The organism is Desulfococcus multivorans (genome assembly GCF_001854245.1).
In the GTDB taxonomy this organism is placed as follows: domain Bacteria; phylum Desulfobacterota; class Desulfobacteria; order Desulfobacterales; family Desulfococcaceae; genus Desulfococcus; species Desulfococcus multivorans.
In genome coordinates this window covers 346,925-368,287 of sequence record NZ_CP015381.1, presented here as the reverse complement: position 1 = coordinate 368,287, position 21,363 = coordinate 346,925, and the positions used below count along the sequence as shown (strand labels likewise).

At 59.7% G+C, this 21,363-nt stretch carries 20 protein-coding genes; 5 read left to right on the top strand and 15 right to left on the bottom strand.

The genetic code is table 11. The annotated features are described in order from the left end of the window. Positions 1–132: 132 nt before the first annotated feature. Complete coding sequence (locus dmul_RS01575; RefSeq protein ID WP_020875838.1) at positions 133–345, bottom strand: FmdB family zinc ribbon protein; 213 nt, start codon at positions 343–345, stop codon at positions 133–135. A gap of 298 nt (positions 346–643) precedes the next feature. Here dmul_RS01575 and pgeF point away from each other — a divergent pair, with 298 nt between their 5' ends. Both pgeF and dmul_RS01565 read left to right on the top strand, forming a co-directional pair. Continuing rightward, positions 644–1,411: a peptidoglycan editing factor PgeF gene (pgeF, locus tag dmul_RS01570; protein ID WP_020875837.1), complete on the top strand. Its 768-nt coding sequence runs from the start codon at positions 644–646 to the stop codon at positions 1,409–1,411. Between the two features lie 33 nt (positions 1,412–1,444). Continuing rightward, complete coding sequence (locus dmul_RS01565) at positions 1,445–1,987, top strand: DUF2062 domain-containing protein (RefSeq protein ID WP_020875836.1); 543 nt, start codon at positions 1,445–1,447, stop codon at positions 1,985–1,987. Positions 1,988–1,991: 4 nt separating this feature from the next. On the opposite strand, the gene dmul_RS01560 is transcribed toward dmul_RS01565, so the two are convergent. Both dmul_RS01560 and dmul_RS01555 read right to left on the bottom strand, forming a co-directional pair. Beyond that, positions 1,992–2,567, bottom strand: coding sequence for an HDIG domain-containing metalloprotein (locus dmul_RS01560; protein WP_020875835.1), 576 nt, complete (start codon positions 2,565–2,567; stop codon positions 1,992–1,994). A gap of 94 nt (positions 2,568–2,661) precedes the next feature. Beyond that, complete coding sequence (locus dmul_RS01555) at positions 2,662–3,846, bottom strand: MFS transporter (protein WP_020875834.1); 1,185 nt, start codon at positions 3,844–3,846, stop codon at positions 2,662–2,664. Positions 3,847–4,069: 223 nt separating this feature from the next. Between dmul_RS01555 and dmul_RS01550 the strand changes: the two genes are divergently transcribed. Together dmul_RS01550 and dmul_RS01545 are read left to right on the top strand one after the other, a co-directional pair. Continuing rightward, positions 4,070–5,296: an inorganic phosphate transporter gene (locus tag dmul_RS01550; protein WP_020875833.1), complete on the top strand. Its 1,227-nt coding sequence runs from the start codon at positions 4,070–4,072 to the stop codon at positions 5,294–5,296. Positions 5,297–5,322: 26 nt separating this feature from the next. After that, complete coding sequence (locus dmul_RS01545) at positions 5,323–5,991, top strand: TIGR00153 family protein (RefSeq protein WP_020875832.1); 669 nt, start codon at positions 5,323–5,325, stop codon at positions 5,989–5,991. A gap of 76 nt (positions 5,992–6,067) precedes the next feature. Here the strand turns inward: dmul_RS01545 and dmul_RS01540 are convergent, their stop codons facing one another. Together dmul_RS01540 and dmul_RS01535 are read right to left on the bottom strand one after the other, a co-directional pair. Then, positions 6,068–6,736, bottom strand: coding sequence for an amino acid ABC transporter permease (locus dmul_RS01540; protein ID WP_020875831.1), 669 nt, complete (start codon positions 6,734–6,736; stop codon positions 6,068–6,070). Positions 6,737–6,748: 12 nt separating this feature from the next. Then, the gene (locus dmul_RS01535) at positions 6,749–7,417 is read right to left on the bottom strand and encodes an amino acid ABC transporter permease (protein ID WP_020875830.1); all 669 of its coding nucleotides are present in this window, start codon (positions 7,415–7,417) and stop codon (positions 6,749–6,751) included. A gap of 284 nt (positions 7,418–7,701) precedes the next feature. Between dmul_RS01535 and dmul_RS01530 the strand changes: the two genes are divergently transcribed. Further along, positions 7,702–8,538 carry a MaoC/PaaZ C-terminal domain-containing protein gene (locus dmul_RS01530; RefSeq protein ID WP_020875829.1) on the top strand — a complete coding sequence of 279 codons (837 nt, stop codon included), beginning with the start codon at positions 7,702–7,704 and terminating at the stop codon, positions 8,536–8,538. Between the two features lie 166 nt (positions 8,539–8,704). On the opposite strand, the gene dmul_RS01525 is transcribed toward dmul_RS01530, so the two are convergent. From dmul_RS01525 to glnD, 10 genes are all read right to left on the bottom strand, one after another. Further along, a complete protein-coding gene (locus tag dmul_RS01525) occupies positions 8,705–9,931 on the bottom strand; it encodes an OmpP1/FadL family transporter (protein WP_020875828.1) in 1,227 nt (408 codons plus the stop codon). Between the two features lie 264 nt (positions 9,932–10,195). Next, positions 10,196–12,028, bottom strand: coding sequence for a DNA mismatch repair endonuclease MutL (mutL, locus tag dmul_RS01520; RefSeq protein ID WP_020875827.1), 1,833 nt, complete (start codon positions 12,026–12,028; stop codon positions 10,196–10,198). Positions 12,029–12,031: 3 nt separating this feature from the next. Continuing rightward, positions 12,032–12,220, bottom strand: a complete 189-nt coding sequence (locus dmul_RS01515) for a hypothetical protein (protein WP_020875826.1) — start codon at positions 12,218–12,220, stop codon at positions 12,032–12,034. 32 nt (positions 12,221–12,252) lie between these two features. Further along, complete coding sequence (gene gatA, locus dmul_RS01510) at positions 12,253–13,716, bottom strand: Asp-tRNA(Asn)/Glu-tRNA(Gln) amidotransferase subunit GatA (protein ID WP_020875825.1); 1,464 nt, start codon at positions 13,714–13,716, stop codon at positions 12,253–12,255. An 11-nt stretch (positions 13,717–13,727) separates the two neighbouring features. Then, a complete protein-coding gene (gene gatC / locus dmul_RS01505; RefSeq protein WP_020875824.1) occupies positions 13,728–14,015 on the bottom strand; it encodes an Asp-tRNA(Asn)/Glu-tRNA(Gln) amidotransferase subunit GatC in 288 nt (95 codons plus the stop codon). Between the two features lie 75 nt (positions 14,016–14,090). Next, a complete protein-coding gene (locus dmul_RS01500; protein WP_020875823.1) occupies positions 14,091–14,858 on the bottom strand; it encodes an SPOR domain-containing protein in 768 nt (255 codons plus the stop codon). 13 nt (positions 14,859–14,871) lie between these two features. Beyond that, complete coding sequence (gene argS / locus dmul_RS01495) at positions 14,872–16,536, bottom strand: arginine--tRNA ligase (protein ID WP_040414740.1); 1,665 nt, start codon at positions 16,534–16,536, stop codon at positions 14,872–14,874. 305 nt (positions 16,537–16,841) lie between these two features. Next, positions 16,842–17,180, bottom strand: a complete 339-nt coding sequence (locus dmul_RS01490; protein WP_020875821.1) for a P-II family nitrogen regulator — start codon at positions 17,178–17,180, stop codon at positions 16,842–16,844. 23 nt (positions 17,181–17,203) lie between these two features. Next, the gene (locus tag dmul_RS01485; protein ID WP_040414737.1) at positions 17,204–18,499 is read right to left on the bottom strand and encodes an ammonium transporter; all 1,296 of its coding nucleotides are present in this window, start codon (positions 18,497–18,499) and stop codon (positions 17,204–17,206) included. Between the two features lie 119 nt (positions 18,500–18,618). Then, entirely contained in the window at positions 18,619–21,333 is a 2,715-nt protein-coding gene (gene glnD / locus dmul_RS01480; RefSeq protein WP_020875819.1) for a [protein-PII] uridylyltransferase, read from the bottom strand. Between the last annotated feature and the right edge of the window lie 30 nt (positions 21,334–21,363).

Genomic DNA, 21,363 nt, shown 5'->3' with positions numbered 1-21,363 from the left:
CCTGCTGAACCACTGCCGGATGGCGGGCTGACGACGGGGTTGAGAGACGACAAAACCAGGTTTGAGCCGAAAACCTGGTTTTGTCCTTCAGTCGACAACGGCAGCCTCAACCTGAGGCCGATATCAGATGGCTCACCCGCCCCCTTTGCGACAGGTTGCCTGAGGCGGGGTAAAACCGCCGGCGCCCCTGGGGATTCCCTGGGGCCTCACGGTTCCGGCGGAGATGAGACGCCGCACATCCGTCCCGTGACATTCGGGGCATTCATTTACGGGCGCATCCCCCGAAAATTCGATCCGTTCGAATCGTGCGCAGCATTGGCAGCATTCGTACTCGTAAATGGGCATATCCAAATCTCCTTCAGATTTCCGACCGGGTCCGGACAACGGCAGACCCATTGGGCAAGGCCGGTTCAGGGGTCACCCGCGGCCGGCGCTGTCCGCCGTCGGCACGGACCCCGAAAGCTTGATGATAGGAAAAAATAGTCGACATATCGGTTCCCGTCAAGCGTTGTCGTTCCCATTTTCCAGATTTCGCATCTTTTGTGCAGTATCTCTTTCTATTCAACCCGTTAACAATTGACACTTTCGCCGTCTTTCTTTATAGTTCCGAAGTTCAAATCCGTGACAACGCAAGGATATTCCAATGATTTCAAGAAGGGAGAACGGGGTCCCGTTTTTCGAATTCCCCAATCTGGCCAGTCTTCCCGGCATCCGCCACGGCGTCTTCACCCGGAAGGGCGGCGCCAGCCTGGGGCCTTATGCCGCCCTGAACGTCGGGCAAAGCCTGGGAGACCGGCCGGAAGCCGTGGCGTCCAATCGGGAGCGTGTCTCCCGATGCCTGGGAAACCTTCGACTGGCTTTCATCCGGCAGGTTCACGGCACCGACGTGGTGGTGCTGAAAAACGGCGCACCGGAGGTTGCCGATCCCGACACCCTTCCTGCGGCCGACGCCATGGTGACCGACATTCCCCGAACGGGCCTGGTAATCCAGACGGCCGACTGCCAGGCCGTCATGCTGTACGATCCCAGGCAGCGGGTGGCGGCCAACGTCCATTCCGGCTGGCGGGGCAGCATTCGGAACATCATCGGCAAGACCGTCGGCGCCATGACATCCCGTTTCAGGTGCGATCCCCGGGATATCCGGGCGGGCATCGGTCCGTCTCTGGGTCCGTGCTGCGCGGAATTCATCCATTACCGAAACGAAATACCCAGGGAATTCTGGAAATACAAAGGAGAAAACCGCCATTTCGATTTCTGGTCAGCAAGCCGGGATCAGCTCTTGAACGCCGGTGTCCCGGAGGAACATATTTTCACAAGCCGCCTCTGCACCCGATGCCGGACCGATCTCTTCTTCTCCTACCGCGGCGAGCACGCCACCGGACGGCTGGCGATGGTGATCGGGCTCGGGTAATGCCGTTCCACAGGAAGGTCAACCGAAATCACCATGGCATCGAAAGAAAAATTTCCCACCCACGGCCTTTCCGGACGGATCATCCCGGCGCTTAAGAAAGCCTACGATCGCTTTGTGAAAATCCGGGGAAACCCCAAAGAGATCGCTTTGGGATTCGCCCTGGGCCTGTTCGTCGGCATGACGCCTTACATGGGGCTCCACATGGCGATCGCCGTGTTTCTGGCCGCCCTTTTCAAATGGAACAAAATCGCGGCCGCCACGGGCGCCTGGATCAGCAACCCGCTGACGGCGCCCTTCATCTATGCGGCCACCTTCTACGTGGGGAACAGGATTCTCAGCATCGACAACCCCTGCTGTCTTCCCGGCGCATTGAACCTGGACGTCATCCTCCAGTTGGTTAAAAACGCCCCGGCCATATTCTGGATCCTGACCGTCGGCGGGATCGTTCTGGGCGTTCCCGTCGCGCTTATAGGGTATTACATGGCCTTGTCGATGATCCTGAAATATCGGGAGGGCATCCGGGAAAAGCTCATCAAGGAGAAGGAAAAGATCACCCATCCCAGGCGACGCCCCTGACGGATCACGCCGGAATCTCTCCCCTCAGGCCAATGGCGTCGGCCACCTCGCGCATTCCCATGATGGTGTCGGTGATGAGTTCGCCCAGTTCGACACCCAGCATCCCGGCGCCCTTTTCAATGATGGTCCGGTCGACACCCGCGGCGAACCGCTTGTCCTTCCATTTTTTTTTGACGGATTTGACCGTCAGATCCATGACGCTCCGGCTGGGCCGGACCAGGGCGGATGTGGTCACAAGGCCGGTGAGCTCGTCGACGGCAAAGAGCGTCTTCTCCATCTCCGACTCGGGCTTCACGTCCGAACAGATTCCCCATCCATGGCTGACCACGGCCCGGACATACTCCTCGGGCCAGTTCTCGGCCCGAAGGATCTCCTCGGTTTTCGCGCAGTGGCGGTCGGGATACTTTTCGTAATCCAGATCGTGAACAAGCCCGACAATGCCCCATTTCTCCTCGTCCTCGCCCCGCTTGCGGGCCATGTAGCGCATGACGCCCTCCACGGCCAGGGCGTGCTTGATGAGGCTTTCCGTTTCATTGTATCGGGTCAGCAGCTGAAACGCCGCTTCTCGGGTGGGTCTCATATCCGTAATCTCCTTTTTTCGTTCACCCCCGCCCGCGGCAGACGGCGGGCGGCGTTCGGGTTATCGTTAAGGCATCCTCGGGACACCCGCCGCGTCAATCGGAGACCTCTCTTTTCTTTCGCTCCAGGGTGCGGACGAAAAAGACCACCGTTCCCAGGGCCATCACCCCCCCGGAGGAAGTGAAGACATAGCGCATCTCCACAAGATCCATCATGATGCCCGCCAACAGGCTGCCAAGCATCATGCCCAGGCTGTGGGCCACGGTGACCAGGGACATCATCGCGCCCATACCCCGGATCCGGGCACCCTTCTGAACGGTGACGGCCATGAGGGGCGCCATGCCCATGCTGCCCCCGATGCCGAAGACGACGCTGGCCGTCAACAGGTCCCAAAATCCCCACGACCACTGGAACAATACCATGGAATAGGCAACGATCCCTCCGCCGAGAAGAATCATGAGGCGCTTGTTCCACCGGTCTGCGATAATGCCCATGGGGGTCTGGAGAATGCCGCTGGTAAAGATCCCCAGCATGACCAGGATGCCGATGGACGAACTGGAGAGGGAAAATTCGGCGTCGGCAAAGACGGGCAAAAATCCCCATATGGCCCCGATGCAAGCGGTGTAGGCCATCCGGAACACGAAAATGGCCTCGACATAAGGGTCCTTCAGGAGTGTTCTGAAGGCCACGGGGGCTTCCCTGCGGACGATCACCTGTTCGGTGGCGGCCGGGGGCAGCATCAGGAGGCTCAGGAAAAAGCCGATGAAGGAGAGGACGCCCATGCTGACAAAGGCGGCGTCCAGGCTGAAATGGTCGTTCAGAAGGCCGCCCAGGAAGGGCCCCAGGCTCAAACCGATGAAGGTCGACATGTTGAAGAGCCCCATGGTGAAGCCTTCCCGGTTTTCAGGAGTGATATCTCCGACATAGGCCTGAGTCGCCGGCATGATCATGGCCGATGCGATGCCCTGAACGAAACGAATGGCGATCAGCAGCTCCACATTGGCCGCCGCAATGAAGGCAAAGGAAATCAGACCGTAACAGAAAAGGCCCGAGACGATAAGGGGTTTCCGGCCGCATCGGTCCGATCGCCGCCCGAAAAACGGCAGGAAAAAGGTCCGCGACAGGGAGAACGACGCAAACAGCAGGCCGATATAGATGCCCTTGGCGCCCAGATCATGTGCGTAGACGGGAAGAAGGGGAACCACGATGCCCACACCGGTAACCGCTGTGAAAATCGAAAAAAAAAGGATCCCGAAAATTTTTTTGTCCAATCGTTTCATGGTATATCGCCTTCACGGTTGACTCGGGCATCCATAACAGACCCGGCACCTTTCTTCAAAGGAATATTCGCAACCGCCCGAATGCTCGGGGTGGGGCAGCAGAATCCGTCTTGCCGGTCCCTTTCGCTGAAAACCTTACGGAATCTCCTCAAAAAATCTATTGACGTATGCCGCGGCAGGCATTATCACCGTTGGCGACTGTAACCCCATAAAAAGGAAAATCGTGGCTGCGGAATACTTTGTCCTGATTATCGGATATGTTTTCGGTTTTTACATGTCATGGAACATCGGCGCCAACGACGTGGCGAACTCCATGGCCTCCGCCGTGGGGGCCAAGGCCATCACCATACGGCAGGCGATTTTCATCGCCGGCATCCTGAACATCGTCGGCGCCGTCTTTATCGGCTCCCACGTCACCGACACCATCCGAAAGGGAATCGTCTCCACGGACATTCTCACCGATCCGCATATGGCCCTGATCGGTGCACTGGCGGCCCTCCTGGCATCGTCCCTGTGGGTCTCCTTTGCCACATGGAAATCCCTTCCGGTCTCCACCACCCACTCCATCGTCGGCGCCATGGTCGGCTTCGGCATCATGGCCGGCGGTTTTTCGGTCGTCAATTGGGGAAAACTGGGAAGCGTCGTCCTGAGCTGGGTGGTTTCTCCCATATTCAGCCTGATCATCGCCTACGTTATGTTCAAAATCATCGTCCGGCTGATTCTGGTCCGGAAGGCGGCCTTCATTCACGGCATGCGCCTCTCCCCCATTTTTATCGGATTGGCCGGCTTCGTGGTGGTGCTCTCGTTCCTGTTCAAGACCCCCCTGGGCAATACCCTCGCCCTCAGCGACGCGACGGCCGTTTTGACCGCCGCTTTTCTGGCCGCTGTCATGGGTTTTTCAGGGAAATGGCTTCTCGGCCGCATCCTCAGGAATGAAGCCGACGGCGACGTCGAGGAAATTTTTCGCAGAATCCAGATCGGGACGTCATGTTACGTGGCCCTGGCCCAGGGCGCCAACGACGTGGCCAACGCCATCGGTCCCCTGGCGGTCATCTATTTCCTCGTCAAGACCGGCGGCGTCGCCCCTACGATCCCTGTCCCCGTGTTTCTCCTGATGTTCGGCGGCGTCGGCATCGCCTGCGGCATCGGCATGGCCGGTCACCGCGTGATGGACACTCTGGGCAACAAGATCACCACCCTCACCAACACCCGCGGCTTTTCGGTCGACTTCGCGGCCGCCACCACGGTTCTTGCCGCCTCCAAACTGGGGCTGCCGGTCTCCACGACCCACGCGGCGGTGGGCGGCGTCCTGGGCGTCGGCCTGGCCCACGGCTTCGAGGCGGTCAACTTCACCATCGTATTCCAGATCATGCTCTACTGGGTCCTGACGGTTCCGGCGGCGGCCCTGACCAGTATGGTCATCTTCAAGATACTCGAGTTCATCATATAGCATATAGCGACAAGGAGCCCTGAAAGATGCGTATCCCATTCTTATCCATGTTCATGACTTCCCCCTTCGACAGCCTTCAGGAGCATGCCGAAAAGGTCAAGGAGTGCGCATGGGTGTTTCAGCACGCCATTGAATGCCATATGGTCCACAACTGCAAATCCTTTGACGGCCTCAGGGATGAAGTCAAGCGCATGGAGCAGGAGGCGGATGCCATAAAGCGGCGTATCCGGGGCCATATTCCCGTCGGCTCACTCATGGCCGTCCCCAAATTCCAGCTCTTCAGGTACCTGCGGGAGCAGGACAGCGTTCTCGACGCACTGGAAGACACCCTCGACTGGATATCCTACCGTGAAGAGCCGGGGATTCCCGAACAGTTCCAGAAGGAGTTCTTTCTCCTCATCGACTCGGTCATCGATCCGGTGGAGGAGTTGAGCCGAATGGTGGCCGAGGCCCGCAAGTACTTCAGGGGCTACTCGGACAAACAGCGGAAGGTGGTCAAGGAGATCATCCGGAACATCCGGAAGCAGGAGCACGAGGCCGACCGGGCCGAGGATATCGTCAAAAAAAAGGTCTTCACCGCCGAGACGGATCCGGTCACCGTTTTCCACATGATCCGACTGGCGGAAACCCTTGGGCACATCGCCGACCATGCGGAAAACGCCGGCGACATGATGCGGGCGATGATCGCCCGTTAACGTCTGTCCCCGGCGGTGCGTGGGCCGTCCAGGACCCGATCCGGTACGTCGTGTTTCGGGAGGATGGAAGTGCCGCCTACAGGGTTGTATCCCGGATGGTGAGACGCCGTTCGAACCATCGCGACAGTTGGATCAGGGGATAACAGACGCAGAAATACAGGATGCCGACAAGTCCGAAAACCATGAGCCCCTCGGGGACCCGCTGCACTGTCAGCCACCCTACCCGGGTAACGTCCATAAGTCCGATGACGGAGACGATGGAGGAGTTCTTGATGAGAAGGACGTATTGGCCGACCAGAGGGGGGAGGATGCTTCCCAGGGCCTGGGGAAGGATAACCAGCCGCATCTGTTGAAGCCAGTTGAAGCCCGAGGCCCTGGCGGCTTCCCACTGGCCCCTGGGGACGGATTCGATGCCGCCGGCAACGATCTCACAGATATGGGCACCGGCATAAAGGGTGAGGCTTGCCACTGCGGCGCCGAAGGCCTCCAACGGCAGTCCCCACTCGGGTAAAATAAAAAAAAAGATAAAAATTTGAATCAGATAAGGTGTCCCACGCACCACATCGACATAGATTGTAATGAGACCTCTGAGTACCTTGACGTCCCGGGTCCGGAGAATCCCCGTCACAAGCCCCATCAAGGTTCCGCCGATCAGGCTCAATCCCGAGATTTGGACAGTAACCCAGATCCCGTTCAAAAAGGACGGCAGGCTCACGATGAGCCGTTCGAAATAGAAGGTCCACATATCATCCCCTCTTTACAGGGCTTTCTGGGCCGCCAGACGATGCCGCCACCAACCCGAAAAAGATTTCAGTATGTAATAGAGCAGAAGGTAGCAGGCCGCCGTCGTGAAAAATCCCTCCGCCGGCATGAAACGCTCCGAGGCCATGATCTGCCCCGCCCGCGTCAGTTCGAATACCGATATCAATGACAGCAGTGCACTGTCTTTGACCAGAACGACGGCCTGACCCAGAAGCGGGGGAATCGTCTCTCCGATGGCCTGAGGCAGGATGATATACCGCATTCGCTGAAATAAATTGAGACCGCATGCGATGCTCGCATCCACCTGTCCCGGGTGAACGGAGAGAATGCCCGCCCGGATGATCTCCGCGATGTACGCTCCGCTGTTGAGGGAGAGGACCATGATACCGATATGCTGTTCGGTGAGCCGGAGGCCCAGGCTGGGCAGCCCGAAATAGAAAAAATAGAGCTGGACCAGAAGGGGGGTCGACCGGACGACATCAATATAGGCCGCGGCCGGCGCCGACAGGAGCCGAACCCTGGAGAGGCGGCAGATGCAGGCCGGAACGCCTATCATGAACGCCCCCGACATGGCCATGGCCGAGATCCACAGGGTCGCCCGCAATCCCTGCAAAAACAGGGGCAAATAGTCGGTGATGACTCGAAAATTGAAGGTCGATAGCATGGCGCCTTGTATCATACCTGTGAAAGCAGGGGGCGGCACTGAAACGCACCGCTGAATGGGGGCGGGCCGTATCCTCCCGGCACCGCTGTCCGGTTACCATCATGAAAGTCGAAAGTTGAATTGAAAAATTGAAACTCCGAGGTGCTATCTCTATATCGCCCTGCTCCGGGAATTGTCAAGGATACCGATAATTCGGGTTGAAATCCCCCGATGGAAGGCATAATAATCCGGGGAGCATGATGTGTCCCGCGCCGCGTGAACCCTTCCGAGAAAGGAGAACCCTCATGGCCCTCGATGCGACCGCCGTTGGAAAGCCGCTGGGACCGTATGTCAAGGAATACGGTTGGAAAGACGTCGTCCTGTATGCCCTGGGCGTCGGGGCGGGATTTTCCGAGTTGGAATACTGTTATGAAAAAAACCTGAAGGTGATCCCAACCTTCGCCGTCGCGGCCGTCTTTGATGTCTTCTTTGACGCCGCGGCGGCATCGGGGGCCAATCTGGCGGGGATTCTCCATGGGGAGCAGGAACTCGTTTTTCACCGCCCCATCCCCGTCTCAGGGACCCTGACCACCGAAGCCCGGATCACCGGGTACTACGACAAAGGTGCGGAAACGGGAGCGCTGATAACGGCTGAGAGTCGGACGCGCCTTTCAGGAGCGCCGCTCTTCACGAGCGTCTTCACGCTCTTCTCGCGCCTCGACGGCGGGTTCGGCGGACCGGCGGCCCCAAAGCAGCATCCCGTCTTTCCCGACAGGTCGCCGGATGGGGTGATCGACGATCGTCCCGATCCGAATCAACCCTTGTTATACCGGCTCTCGGGGGATCTCTTCGCACTCCACGCGGACCCTGAATTCGCCCGTGACTCGGGGTTTGAAAGACCGATCATGCACGGACTCTGCACCCTCGGATACGCCTGCCGGGCACTCCTGAAGCACCTCACGCCGGGCGAGCCCGAAAGGGTCCGCCGGATCGCCTGCCGCTTCGCCAGGCCCCTCTATCCCGGAACGCCTATCCGCACCCTGGTCTGGAAGACCGGTCCGGGCACGGTCCTATGGGAAACCGTTCCTGCCGACGGCGGCGAGGCGGTCATCACCAGCGGGATCTTCGAGTATGCCGCTTGACGCCGGCGTCCGCGTTCATCTCAGGTAAACCGCGACGACAGCCCCGCCGCGTCACGGGGCGGGGCTGTCGTTCACATCGGGGTCCCTTTCATCCAGGCCCGGCATTCAACCGGATTGCGTATCGCTGAAGCCTGCGGGGGCGCCGTCATGAAGATCGAAGGCTGCGCTAAAAGGTGTAGGTGAATCCCGTAGTCAGGAGAAACGCGGCGGCATCATCGAAGGTGCCGTCGATGTCCTCGTTCGTGACGGTGCGCCCTTCCTTGTAGTCGTAAAGAAAGCCGACGCCGATCTCCATGTTGGGGTTGAGGGTGAACCGTGCCCCCAGGGAATAGAGCCACGCATCGGAATCCGGCAGCTCGAATCCCAGGGTGTCGTCAGGTGCCGGATTCTCGTCATAGGCAAATCCGGCCATGAGGGCCACGACGTTCGTCATCTGGTAGGTCAGACCGATCCTGAAGGCGTCGGTATCGTCCCAGTCCTTGGGGATGGGCTGATCGAAGGCGGCCAATACCGGATTCATCAGCGGCGTATCATAATTGAAGTCCAGGGTTTCGTACTCTGACCAGAAGGTCCGGTCCCACTGGAGTTCGACGGTGAGTTTATCAAAGGTGTAGGCGCCTGCGATGGTCAAAACAGCCGGAGCGGGCACCGTCACCTCGGCGTCCGTTTTTACGGTCGTCTGAAACAGGTTCGTACCGAGGACGGCGTCCCCCTCGAAGTCCAGATCCACGTTGGACCGGTAGGTCACCGCTATGTTGGAGTTGGAATTCGGCCTCACCGAGAGCGCCAGATTGTAGCCCCATTCGGTGGTGTCGCCCTCCAGGTCTCTTGTCGCCGTGAGGCCCGTGGGCGTAACGACCCCGCTGCTCTTGACCGATGCGTCATTGTAAAGGAAGCGGACCCCGCCGGCGATGGAGATGTAGTCATTGAACCGATAGGCCGCCGTCGGGTTGAACTCGATGACCTTCAACTCGAATTCCTCGGCAAAGGTTTTCGGAAACGGGTCTTCCCAGCATTTGGCGAGGCCGTAAGGCTCCGTGATGGAAAATCCGAACCGGAACCCGTTGTAGTCCGGCGACACGATGAACAGGGTGGGGAGCAAAAAGTTCTCCTTGTCCGAGTCGCCGTCAAAACGCGACGATCGTGCGTCCCGATATTCGATGGCCGTCAGGTGGAGATAGGTGAGGTCGATTTCGCCCTGCCAGGCGTCTGCGGCCCAGGCCATGTTCGCCGGATTGTAGTAGGTACTGTCGGCCTTGACGGCGGCCGCCGTATGGGCCCCCGCCTTGGCCGTGGCATCGGCGGATTGTTCGGGTATGCGGTAGGCCGAGGCAAACGCGGTGCCCTCAAGGAACAGCGACAACAGAATGACTGCGAATAGTCTCTTCTTCATCTGATTCTCCCCCTTCTCTTTCTCCGATGGTTTTCTTCCCCATGGTAACCGGTCGTGTCCTGAGAGCAGCGTCTCGTCGCCCTTGCCGCCGTCCCTTTTTTGGCAGAGAGATGACCGATCGTACAGATGCCGAAACCTATAAAGCGAGCGTTCGTTTTTTACCACGGCCAAAAATTGTTTTGCAAGAAAATTCTCTGTACTTTCATATTTTTATTGATTGCCGAACAGGGCTTGCGAATCGTCCCGAAGTCCGGCGCCGTGGCATCAGACAACGCGATGGAAGGCTTTTTCCAGGAACCGCGCCGGCCACTGGATCCAGGTAGGCCGGCCGTGAGGGCAGTGAGAGGGGTTTTCGCAGGCATCCAGCTGGGTGAGGAGATGCCGAATCTCGGGATTCGAGAGCTTGCGGTTGGCCCGAATGGCGCCGTGGCATGCCATCACCATCAGGCTTTCCTCCACAATCCGGTCCATCCCGGTCGCGACGCCCACCTCCGCCGTCTTTTCCAGAATTTCGACGATCATGGGCGTGACCGGTCGCCCTGACAGGAATGGCGGAAGGGATTTCACGGCGAAGGTGTTTCCGCCGAAGGGTTCGATCTCCATGCCCACCGCATCGAAGGACGGAACCAGACTTCGCAGGATATCGGCCTCCCGGTAATTGAGGTCGACGGTTTCGGGAATCAACAGGCGTTGGGAGATCCGGCGAATGTCGGCCGCCCGCAGAGTGAGCTGTTCATAGTAGATCCGCTCATGGGCGGCATGCTGATCGATGAGGATCAGGTCGCTTCCCGTCTCACAGATGATATAGGTATCCCTGAACTGGCCGATGACGGCGAGATCGGCGAAAAAACGCTTCTCCCACACGGGCGCCTGCACCGGCGGCGAGATGTTCCGGAGGGGTTGTTCCACCTTCTCGCCGCCGTCCGGGGAGGCCGCTGAAACGGGGTAGCCGGCAACATCTTCCGCCGTTCGCGGCGGCCCGGACATCTCAAGCGACGCCGCTCGGACATCCGCCGGAGCGCCAAACCCGGATGCGCCCCCTGTCTGAAAAAACGGAGGGGCTTCACGAGGCGCGGCGGCTTCGGGAGAAGACATCTTCCCGGATCGCCCCGCCGATGCCAGGGCACTGGAGACGGCCGTCTCGACAAGGCGGTGAATCTGTTGTGGATCCGAAAAGCGGACCTCGCTTTTGGCGGGGTGGACGTTGACGTCCACCCGGTCCGGCGGCACGGAGACGAACAGGACCGCCACGGGAAATCGTCCCTTCATGATCCGACCGCGATATCCCGAAAACAGGGCGTTCTGGATCACCCGGTCCCGGATGCAGCGGCCGTTGACGTAGAGATAGATGCCGCGGGAGGTCGATCGGGTGACGCCGGAGGATGCGATCCAGCCGGTCACGGAGACCTCGTCCGCCGAACGATCCACACGGAGAAGGTCCCCGTCGATGGTGCGGCCGATAACGTCCGCCGCCCGCTCGGCGGAATCCGCGGCGACCGGCCAGGATTTCACCTCTCGCCCGTCGTGCCGGAGGGTGACGGCGACCTGCGGCCACCCCACGGCTATGTTGGAAACCACCTCGCTGATATGGCTCATTTCCGTGGCCACGGTCTTCAGGAACTTTCGCCGGGCGGGGGTGTTGAAAAACAGATCCCGCACGGCGACGAGGGTGCCGACGGGAGCCCCGATCTCCGTAACCTTCCCAAGGGTTCCACCCGACATCTCGATCCGCACGCCGGTGTCCCGGCTCCGATGACGGGTTTCCATGGCGAGGCGGGACACGGAGGCGATGCTGGGCAGAGCCTCTCCCCGAAAGCCCAGGGTGCCGATGGCGAAAAGGTCCCCATCATCGTATATTTTGCTGGTCGCATAGCGCTCGATGGAAAGCAGCGCGTCGTCGGGGGTCATACCGGTGCCGTTGTCCGCCACCTGAATGAGCGCGCGGCCGCCCTTCTCCACCGATACGACGATGCGGGTGCCGCCGGCATCCAGAGCGTTTTCCATGAGTTCCTTGACCACGGAGGCCGGGCGCTCCACCACTTCACCCGCGGCGATCTTGTTGGAGAGGGTCTCCGGAAGAACCTTGATCGTCGTCACGTCTTATAAATCCGATAATTTCTTTTCCCGTATAAAGCGGTCCAGAAATTCCGCGTCCAGCGGCGACAGGTCAAACCGGGCACAGGCTTCCCGGATCAGCAGGCCGATGTCTTTATCCGGATTGAATTTTCGTTCCGCTGCGATCCACTTCACCGCTTTTCGCAGATCCTCTCCCTGGGGCTGAATGCTCATGATGATTCTCCTTGCGGCCGCGTTCGGACCACTTAAGGCAACACCGGTTTTTTGAGATGAACCGTCGTTGCCTGCTCAAAGGCATACCCGACCTTGAGAAGGGTCTCCTCGTCGAAATGATTGCCCATGAGCTGCAGGCCGATGGGCAACCCTTCGGCGGAAAACCCGCACGGAACCGACATCCCCGGAATGCCGGCCAGGTTCGCCGAGAGGGTGAAGATATCCGAAAGGTACATGGTGAGCGGATCGTCCACCTTCTCCCCGATGGGAAACGCCGGCGTCGGGGCGACCGGCGAAAGGATGACGTCGCAGACATCGAAGGCCTTCCTGAAATCCGTCACGATCAGGGTCCGCACCTGGGATGCTTTTCCATAATATGCATCGTAATATCCGGCCGACAACGCATAGGTCCCCAGAATGATTCGCCGTTGAACCTCGGGCCCGAACCCTCGGGATCGGGTGCCCCGGTACATCTCCAGCAAATCCCCGGGCTCCCGGTCCCGAAAACCGTATTTCACCCCGTCGTATCGAGCCAGGTTGGAAGATGCCTCGGACGGCGCGATGAGATAGTAGGCCGCCACGGCATATTCGGCGTGGGGCAGGGAGATCTCGACGCATCGAGCCCCCATGCCCTCCAGAACCTCGACGGCGCTCCGGACGGCCGACGAGACCTCGGGCGACAGCCCCTCCGCGGAATGATACTCCCTGGGCAGGCCGATCCTGATGCCCGCGATATCGGATCGAAGGGCCGCGGTATAGTCGGGCACCGGCCGGGGTACCGAGGTGGAATCCCGCCGGTCGTGTCCCGCAATGGCCGACAGGACCAGCGCACAGTCGGTCACGTCCTTCGTCAGGGGGCCGATCTGGTCGAGGGATGAGGCAAAGGCCACCAGCCCGTAACGGGATACCCGGCCGTAAGTCGGTTTCAACCCTACCACGCCGCAATGAGACGCCGGCTGGCGGATCGAGCCCCCCGTGTCCGATCCCAAAGCCCCCAGGCACATGTCCGCAGCCACCGCCGCCGCCGAGCCGCCGCTGGAGCCGCCGGGAATTCGCGAGAGATCCCAAGGATTTCGGGTGATGCCCATGGCGGAGTTTTCGGTGGAGGAGCCCATGGCGAACTCGTCCATATTCACCTTCCCGATGATGACGGCGTTTTCGGCGTTCAGCGCCTCGATCACGGCTGCATCATAGGGGGGAACGAAATTTTCAAGAATTCTGGAGGCGCAGGTCGTTCGAAGCCCCCGGGTGCAGATCAGGTCCTTGACGGCCAGGGGAATGCCGGTGAGCGGCCCGATCCGGCCCTCGGCGACAGTGCGGTCCGCCGCCGCGGCCCGGGACAGGGCCGTCTCCTTCGCCACCGTTATATAGGCCCCCACCCGGGGATCGATCTCCCGGATGCGGTCCAGAACCGAGCCGGTCAATTCGACGGCGGAGATCTCCTTTCGCCGCAAAAGGTCGTGGGCTTCATGAATCGTCAGTTCATACAGCTTCATCCATAGCCTCCCTATCCCACAATCCTGGGGACGACAAAACAGCCGTCCTCTTTTTCCGGCGCATTGGCCAGGGCCGCGTCACGGTCCAGACTCCCCGTCTCCTCGTCTTCCCGAAAGGCGTTGTTCAGGGAGATGGCGTGGGACGTGGGCGCGACCCCTTCGGTGTCCACCCCGTTCAGGGAATCCATGTAAGACAGGATCGTGCCGATCTGATCCGAGAATTTTTCCACGGCATCGTCGTCCATGTCGAGACGGGCGAGCTTCGCCACATGCAGGACCTCTTCCTTGGTGATTTTCATGACTGCTCCATATCGATTGGCATCCGCCGGAACCGCATTACCCCACGCCCTTCAACACGGCTCGGAGTCGGTTGTTCATTGTTTCAGGATAAAGGCGTCCCGGAAATTGTCCGAGTTTTTGAGTCGGGTCAGGACGCCCCGGGCCGAAACGGGGTTACTGAACTGCCCGACCCTGACCCGATAGCGCACACCGATTCCCGGAATGTTTTCCGCAGTGCGGTAAACGCCGGCATATCCCTGTTTCTTGAGCATGGCCACCGTCCGATCCGCATCCGATGCCAGAACGAAGGAGGCCACTTGAACGGCAAAGCGGCCGCCCTCCTCCGGCTGCGGCATGGAAGAAACCGGAGCGGATGATTTGGGCGGCGGCGGATTTCCGGCGGGTTCGGCTTTGGCCGGTGAGACCACCTTGCTTTCGGGCCTGGCCGAAGCCCTGTACTTGGTCGACAGGGGACGCTTGATCATCGGAGGACCCGCCGGGGCGATATCCTTGGACGTCTCAGGCCGCTCGGTCCCCGCCGGTGCCCGGGACGGATTTTTCAGATCCTCGTAAAAGTCGAGGTCCATGTCGTAAAGGGCTTTGGCCTCGGCCTTCAGGCGCTCCTTCTCTTTCTGGATCTCGGCGGCGCGAAGCTCGGCCAGCTCCTTTTCAATCTGTTCCGGATCGAAATCGACCGGCGTTGCGTAGCGGCCCACGACGATCCCCAGAACGAACATCCACACGGCGACAAAGAGCATGAAGCCCCATCGGAACACCGGGCCCTTGAGCCCCTTTTCCTTGGGCGGCTTATACTCCCGGGCCGTTTTCCGGGTCAGGGGCCGGGATTTCAATCCTTTTTTCATGACGCCCGTTGCCTCACATCTTCTCCGGCGAGGATACGCCCAACAACGTCAGGCCGTTTCGAATGATCTTCCGGACCGCCATGACGAGCCGCAGGCGGGCGCAGGTCACATCGGGGTCGTCCGTGAGCACGCGATGCCGGTTGTAATAGGCATGAAACGCCGCGGCGAATTCCATCAGGAAGTAAGTGATCCGATGGGGCTCCATCAGGCGGCAGCCGGCCTCGATCACCTCGGGGTATCGATCCATGAGCTTGATCAGGCCGATCTCCTCCGGCGCGGTCAAAACGGCGGCCTTTCCGGTGTCCCGGGAAATCGCTTCGATGCCCGATTCGGCCCCTTTGGCAAGAATGCTCGATATCCTGGCGTGAACGTACTGGACGTAATAAACGGGGTTTTCGTTGCTTTTCTTTTTGGCCAACTCCAGATCAAAATCAAGTTTGCTCTCGTAATGCCGGGTCAGAAAGATGAATCGGGCGGCATCCGCTCCCACCTCGTCGACAACGTCCTTCAGGGTCACGAATTGGCCCGCGCGACTCGACATGGCCACGGGTGTTCCGCCCCGAAGCAGGTTGACGAGTTGAACGAGAATGACGTCAAACTGCTCGCGGCGCATGCCCGATGCTTCGATGGCCGCCGTCATTCTGGGGATGTAGCCGTGGTGGTCCGCCCCCCACACATCGATGACCCGAGACATTCCCCGGTCGTACTTGTCCCGGTGGTAGGCGATATCCGAGGCGAAATAGGTGGTCAGGCCGTTGGCCCGGACCACGACCCGATCCTTTTCATCGCCGTAATCGGTGGTCTTGAACCAGAGAGCCCCTTCCTTTTCATAAATGAGCCCCCGCTCCCGGAAGTCCCGGATCGTCCGGTCGACCCGTCCCGAATCATAAAGGGTCTGCTCGCTGTACCATTGATCGAACCGGACGCCGAAGGTCTCCAGATCCCGACGGATGCCGTCCAGGATGGCATCGGCGGCAAACCGGGCGCAATAGTCGACGGCGGTCGTCTCGTCGCCGTCCAGGAGGCTCTCGCCCTTGTCCGCATGAATCTGCCGCGCCAGATCGACAATGTAATCTCCCTGGTAGTACTCGTCGGGAAAGTCGACGGTTCGGCCGGCAAGCGCCTTGTAGCGAAGGAATACGGAGCGTCCGAGGGTCTGGATCTGTCGTCCCGAATCGTTGATGTAATATTCCCGCTGCACATCGTATCCGCAGAAGGAGAGAATGTTGGCCACGCTGTCGCCCACCGCGGCACCACGGCCGTGGCCGACATGAAGCGGTCCCGTCGGGTTGGCACTGACGAATTCGACCTGCACCTTCCGTCCACGGCCGAGATCGACGGCGCCATAACGGCCGTCAGCGGCGTGGACCGCATCCAACACCGGATGCCAGGCCTCCGGTCGGACAAAAAAATTGATGAACCCCGGACCTGCTATCTCGGTCCCGGAAAGAAGACCCTCGGGGTCCGAAAGATGGGCGACAATGGCTTCGGCAATCTTGCGGGGCGCCATTTTCTGGGTTGCGGCCATCACCATGGCCATGTTGGTGGAAAAATCCCCGTGAGCCGGGATCTTGGGCGATTCGGCCTCGACCGGCGGAAATTCGGCCGACGGCAGGATCCCCGCTTCATGGGCCTTCGCCGCCGACCGAAGGATCAGGCCGGTTATTTTTTCTTTCATCATGATGTGACTGTACTCAACTTTCCACGAGTTCTGATTCCCAGGCCTCCGGATCAGGCGTTCGGTAGCGCCCCTTACCCGTCGCCGCATGACGTCACGCGCTTTCCCGGGATTACAATCCGAAGAACCATCGGTTATTGATAACATGCAAACCAGATTCATAAATAGTTTTGACGCCCAAGTCAAGAAACTGTCTGATTCAGAGCGGTTTTATCACAAAACTCAAGGGCGGACACACAGGTCCGCCCCTACGTGTCCGCCCTGATCTTCCGGTGACAAAATTGAAAAACGGTATTTGAACGCGGTCAGATGGCCTCGTTGCCCTTTTCTCCGGTGCGAACCCGAATCGCCTTTTCAACCGACAATACGAATATCTTTCCGTCTCCAAGTTTTCCGGTGTAGGCGGCTTCCTGAATCTTTTCCACCACCCTGTCGACCCAAGCGGATTCCACAACGATCTCGATCTTTATTTTCGGTATAAAATCGACCACATATTCAGCTCCCCGGTAGATCTCCTTGTGCCCCTTCTGGCGGCCGTAACCCTTGACTTCCGAGATCGTCATCCCCTGAATGCCGATCTCGTTCAGCGCCTCCTTGACGTCGTCCAGTTTAAAGGGTTTGATGATCGCCTCGATCTTTTTCATGGTCGTTCCTCCTTCAGTTATATTTAAAACTCAATTTCAAAACCACGTTCACCGTGGATAGCCCCGTCAAGCCCCTTGACCTCGTCATCCTCCTCGACCCGAAGCCCACCGGTGACAACCCGGGTCACCAGCACCACAATGAAGGTGGCCAAAGCCGAAAACAGGGCCGTGGCAATAACGGAGACGAACTGGATCCATATCTGACGGGGGTTCCCGTAGAGAAGCCCGGCCGCCCCGCCCGTAATGGCCGGATTCGCGAAGATGCCCGTAGCCAAGGCGCCCCATATGCCGCACATGCCGTGGACGCCGAAAGCATCCAGGGAGTCGTCGTATCCGAGCTTGCGCTTGAGGACGGCGACGCTGTAGAAGCCGAACGCGCCGGCCACCAGACCGATTACCAGGGCGGCCTTCATGTCGACGAAACCGGCGGCGGGGGTGATGGAGACGAGGCCGGCCACCACGCCCGATGCAATGCCCAGAACCGTCGGGCGTTTGTTCACATACCATTCCGCGGCCATCCAGGCAATGGCCCCCATGGCCGCTGAGGTGTTGGTCACCAGGAAGGCTGATGCGGCCACGCCGTCGGCGGCCAGCGCGCTGCCGGCGTTGAAACCGAACCAGCCGAACCATAGCATGGCGGCCCCCAGGGCCGTCAAGGTAATGCTCGAGGGGAACATGGCATCCTTGCCGTAGCCGATCCGTTTGCCTACCATGGCGGATAAGACCAGCCCCGCGACACCGGCGTTGATGTGGACCACGTTGCCCCCCGCGAAGTCCAAAGCGCCCATGGCGTGCATCCATCCGCCGCCCCACACCCAATGACAAACCGGACTGTAGACAAAGGTGAGCCACAGAACGACGAAAACGATCCACGAAGAAAACTTCATACGATCGACGATGGAGCCCAGCACCAGAGCTACGGTGATGGCCGCGAAGGTCATCTGAAACACGACGAAAACGGTGGTGGGAATCGTTCCGGTGAGGCTTCCCACGGTAATGCCGTCAAGGAAAAGGTAGTCCAGACCGCCGATGAACTCCCCGACGTCCGGCCCGAAGGCCAGGGTGTATCCCCATAGAACCCAGACGATGCTGCTCAGGCAGTAGGCGATGAACGTCATGGCAAGCGTGTTCAACAGATTCTTGTACCGCGACATGCCGCCGTAAAACAACGCCAGACCGGCCGGTGTCATCATCATGACCAGGGCCGACGAAACGATGATCCAGGCTGTATCGCCGCTGTTCATAACATCCTGGGCGAAGGCCGACGAAAAGGGCAACACCGTCAGGACAGCCGTCAGTAAGATAAGTTTACATTTCATGCGCCATTTTTCTCCCGATTTCATTTTTCTCTCCCGTTATTAAAGTATGATTATCCATGAGGCGATGATGCTTGAACGAATGATGATGAAAATCTCCGCTTCTCATGCCCCCCGAAACCCTATGGTTCCCCGTTGTACGAAATGGGCGGCGGCCGGCATGCATCGGACGACGACGTTTCGTATGCCGATGCCGACAGGACGGACGCGATTTGGGATCGGACCCGCGCCGTCGCTTCGGCGGATGCTATCTTGCGGCCGTCGAAGTCCCTGACGTAAAAGACGTCGACGACATGATCCCCCCGGGTGGCAATCCGGGCGCTCAGGATGTCAAGGCCGCACCGAAACAAGGCCTGGGTCAGCCGATAGAGCAGCCCCGGTCCATCGCGGGTATGGACCTCGATGATGGTAAAGACGCCGGAGTCGGCATTGTCGATATGGATGCTGTCGGGCGGCGCCGCAGGCAGGGCCGCCCGCGGGGGGGACGCCCGATCCTCCAGGATTCGACCGATATCCAGATTTCCCCGAATGACGGCCAAAAGCTCCCGGGCGGCCCGAACCCAGCGCTCATCCTCGAAAAGCGGATCAGGGGGCGGCGTGACCGTAAAAACCGCAAGGACGACGTTGTTTCGCCACGTATGAATCCGGGCGTCGAGAACATCGATTCGATTCAGGGCAAGCACGCCGGCGATGTTGGAAAAAAAACCGGGAAGATCGCGGCCCAGGACCACCACCCTCCGGGTGTCGGGTACGGCCCTTCGATCGATTTTCCAGACAAAGGGTTTTTCCCCCAGCGTCCGGAAAAGCGCGACGTGTTCCCGAATCTCGAATGCGGGCGTGGCGAGGAGATACCGGGACGACATGACGCTGAAAAGAGATGCTGCATCCGATCGGTCCCGGGAGGAGGCCAAGACCGCCATGACGTCCCGAATCTTTTCCCGGGACGTATCGAAGGCGTTTACGGAAACCGATTCCCCGTCCAAAAGCCGGCGGGCCGCCTTGAGGAAGAGACTTCGGAGCAACGCCGCCGTCCAGGCGTTCCAGGCGGTTGGGCCCGTGGCCTTGAGGTCGGCAACGCTGAGAAGATAGAGCATATTCAGTCGGGGGATGTCGCCGATCAACCGGGCCAGGAAACGGGGCGTCTCTTCGCTGTCGATATCCCGCCGCATCGCGGTATGCGGGAGGCGTTGATGGTTACGGACCAGAAAAGCCACCGTATCGATCATCTCCCGGGAATATCCCAGGCGCGCCAGAGCGGAACGGGCGACGGCTTCACCGGCCTCGGCATGATGCCGATCCGGACACCCCTTGCCCATGTCGTGAAACAGCGCCGCCCAGACCAGGGGACGCCGGTCGTCTATCTCCTCCTCCAGAAGGGTGCGGCAGAGGTCCGTATCCACGGACGCCTCCAGGCTTTCACGCGTCCCCGCATCGGCGGCACCGAGCCGGGCCACGGCGACAACCGTTTCCAACAGGTGGCGATCCAGGGGATAGACGTGGCATGTGTCGTATTCAACGCGGTTCACGACGGTTTCCATCTCTGGAATCAACTGGGAGAGCATGCCGGTGGCGTGAAGCGCTCCAAGGACATCATGACCGCCGGAAACGGGCTGAATCAGCACCTTCTCCAGGGCCCGGCGCACACGGTGGGAACGAATGCGCTCTCCATCCATGAGGTGCCGGAATTCCCGGACCAGCCGCCGGGTCTCGCGGCCGAGGGGCAGGCCCAGCCGAACGCTCTCTTCGAAAACGCGAAGGAGGTTCTCCGGTTGGTTCATGATCGTTTTGACGGAACCGAAGACGAGTCCCCGTCGCCGGATTTCAATCCCGGCAACACCGACCTTGACGGCCTTTTGCCCGAGGCCGAAACGTTTCCCGGCCGATTCCGTTTCCTGGACGAACCCGAGGCAGGTCTGATGGATAAACCCCATGTTTCCGTGGAGTTCCCCCAGAAACCGCTCAACGGCATGCTGCCTCGGATCCCGTCGGTAGCCGAACCGCTCGGCCAGCTCGACCTGGTGATCCGGATGGAGTCGATCGTATTTGCGCCGGACGAGGATGTGAAGCCCGCTCCGCACCCGTAGGACAAATGCCAATGAGCGCTCCAGGTCCTGATATTCCTCATGGGAAAGGTGACCGTGATATTCCAGATCCCGGGGATGTTTCAGGCCGAACCGCACATGGGAGAGCCACAGCAGGGCATGATAATCCCGAAGCCCGCCCCGGCCTTCCTTGAGGTTCGGCGCGGACAGGCAGGCGGGATTTCCGAAAACCCGGTGCCGATCCCGGAGCCTCGCGGTGAGCCAGTCGACGATCTTGCGACCGCGACGAAAAAGGATTTTTTCCCGGAGTCGATCCGCCATTTCCGTATAAAGCGGCGACATCCCGCAGACGAAGCGAGCGTCCAAAAGCGACATGAGCACTTCAAAATCCCTGGCGGCCAGGCTCATGCAATCCTTGAGGGACCGCACGGCATGACCGATATCCAGGCCGATATCCCACAGGGGATAGATGATTTCACGGATGAGGGCTTCGGCCTTTTTGGGGAGTTCTTTTTTAAAAAGGAAGAGGATGTCCACATCGGAATGGACGCACTGTTCCCGGCGACCATACCCCCCCAGAGCGATGATGGCATAAGGGTTTTTGTCGATGCCCATGCGGGGACCGATCATGCTGTTTTCGAAGCTTTCCCTGAAATAATCATCGAGAAGCCGGGAATACGCCGCCGTAAAATCATCGGCATCCCCCGTAAAGAACCGGGAGACCATTTCCCGCCGCTTTTCCTGAAGCGTTCTCGAGGCGTCGACATATCGGTTTTCTGAAGTTGACTCCGGCATGGCTTTCCTTCGATTGTGATGGACGTTCAT

Excerpts from the sequence above, each read along its gene's own strand:
- dmul_RS01575 (WP_020875838.1), bottom strand. The coding sequence starts at position 345 with ATGCCCATTTACGAGTACGAATGCTGCCAATGCTGCGCACGATTCGAA.
- pgeF (WP_020875837.1), top strand. The coding sequence starts at position 644 with ATGATTTCAAGAAGGGAGAACGGGGTCCCGTTTTTCGAATTCCCCAAT.
- dmul_RS01565 (WP_020875836.1), top strand. The coding sequence starts at position 1,445 with ATGGCATCGAAAGAAAAATTTCCCACCCACGGCCTTTCCGGACGGATC.
- dmul_RS01560 (WP_020875835.1), bottom strand. The coding sequence starts at position 2,567 with ATGAGACCCACCCGAGAAGCGGCGTTTCAGCTGCTGACCCGATACAAT.
- dmul_RS01555 (WP_020875834.1), bottom strand. The coding sequence starts at position 3,846 with ATGAAACGATTGGACAAAAAAATTTTCGGGATCCTTTTTTTTTCGATT.
- dmul_RS01545 (WP_020875832.1), top strand. The coding sequence starts at position 5,323 with ATGCGTATCCCATTCTTATCCATGTTCATGACTTCCCCCTTCGACAGC.
- dmul_RS01540 (WP_020875831.1), bottom strand. The coding sequence starts at position 6,736 with ATGTGGACCTTCTATTTCGAACGGCTCATCGTGAGCCTGCCGTCCTTT.
- dmul_RS01535 (WP_020875830.1), bottom strand. The coding sequence starts at position 7,417 with ATGCTATCGACCTTCAATTTTCGAGTCATCACCGACTATTTGCCCCTG.
- dmul_RS01530 (WP_020875829.1), top strand. The coding sequence starts at position 7,702 with ATGGCCCTCGATGCGACCGCCGTTGGAAAGCCGCTGGGACCGTATGTC.
- dmul_RS01525 (WP_020875828.1), bottom strand. The coding sequence starts at position 9,931 with ATGAAGAAGAGACTATTCGCAGTCATTCTGTTGTCGCTGTTCCTTGAG.
- dmul_RS01515 (WP_020875826.1), bottom strand. The coding sequence starts at position 12,220 with ATGAGCATTCAGCCCCAGGGAGAGGATCTGCGAAAAGCGGTGAAGTGG.
- gatA (WP_020875825.1), bottom strand. The coding sequence starts at position 13,716 with ATGAAGCTGTATGAACTGACGATTCATGAAGCCCACGACCTTTTGCGG.
- gatC (WP_020875824.1), bottom strand. The coding sequence starts at position 14,015 with ATGAAAATCACCAAGGAAGAGGTCCTGCATGTGGCGAAGCTCGCCCGT.
- dmul_RS01500 (WP_020875823.1), bottom strand. The coding sequence starts at position 14,858 with ATGAAAAAAGGATTGAAATCCCGGCCCCTGACCCGGAAAACGGCCCGG.
- argS (WP_040414740.1), bottom strand. The coding sequence starts at position 16,536 with ATGAAAGAAAAAATAACCGGCCTGATCCTTCGGTCGGCGGCGAAGGCC.
- dmul_RS01490 (WP_020875821.1), bottom strand. The coding sequence starts at position 17,180 with ATGAAAAAGATCGAGGCGATCATCAAACCCTTTAAACTGGACGACGTC.
- dmul_RS01485 (WP_040414737.1), bottom strand. The coding sequence starts at position 18,499 with ATGAAATGTAAACTTATCTTACTGACGGCTGTCCTGACGGTGTTGCCC.
- glnD (WP_020875819.1), bottom strand. The coding sequence starts at position 21,333 with ATGCCGGAGTCAACTTCAGAAAACCGATATGTCGACGCCTCGAGAACG.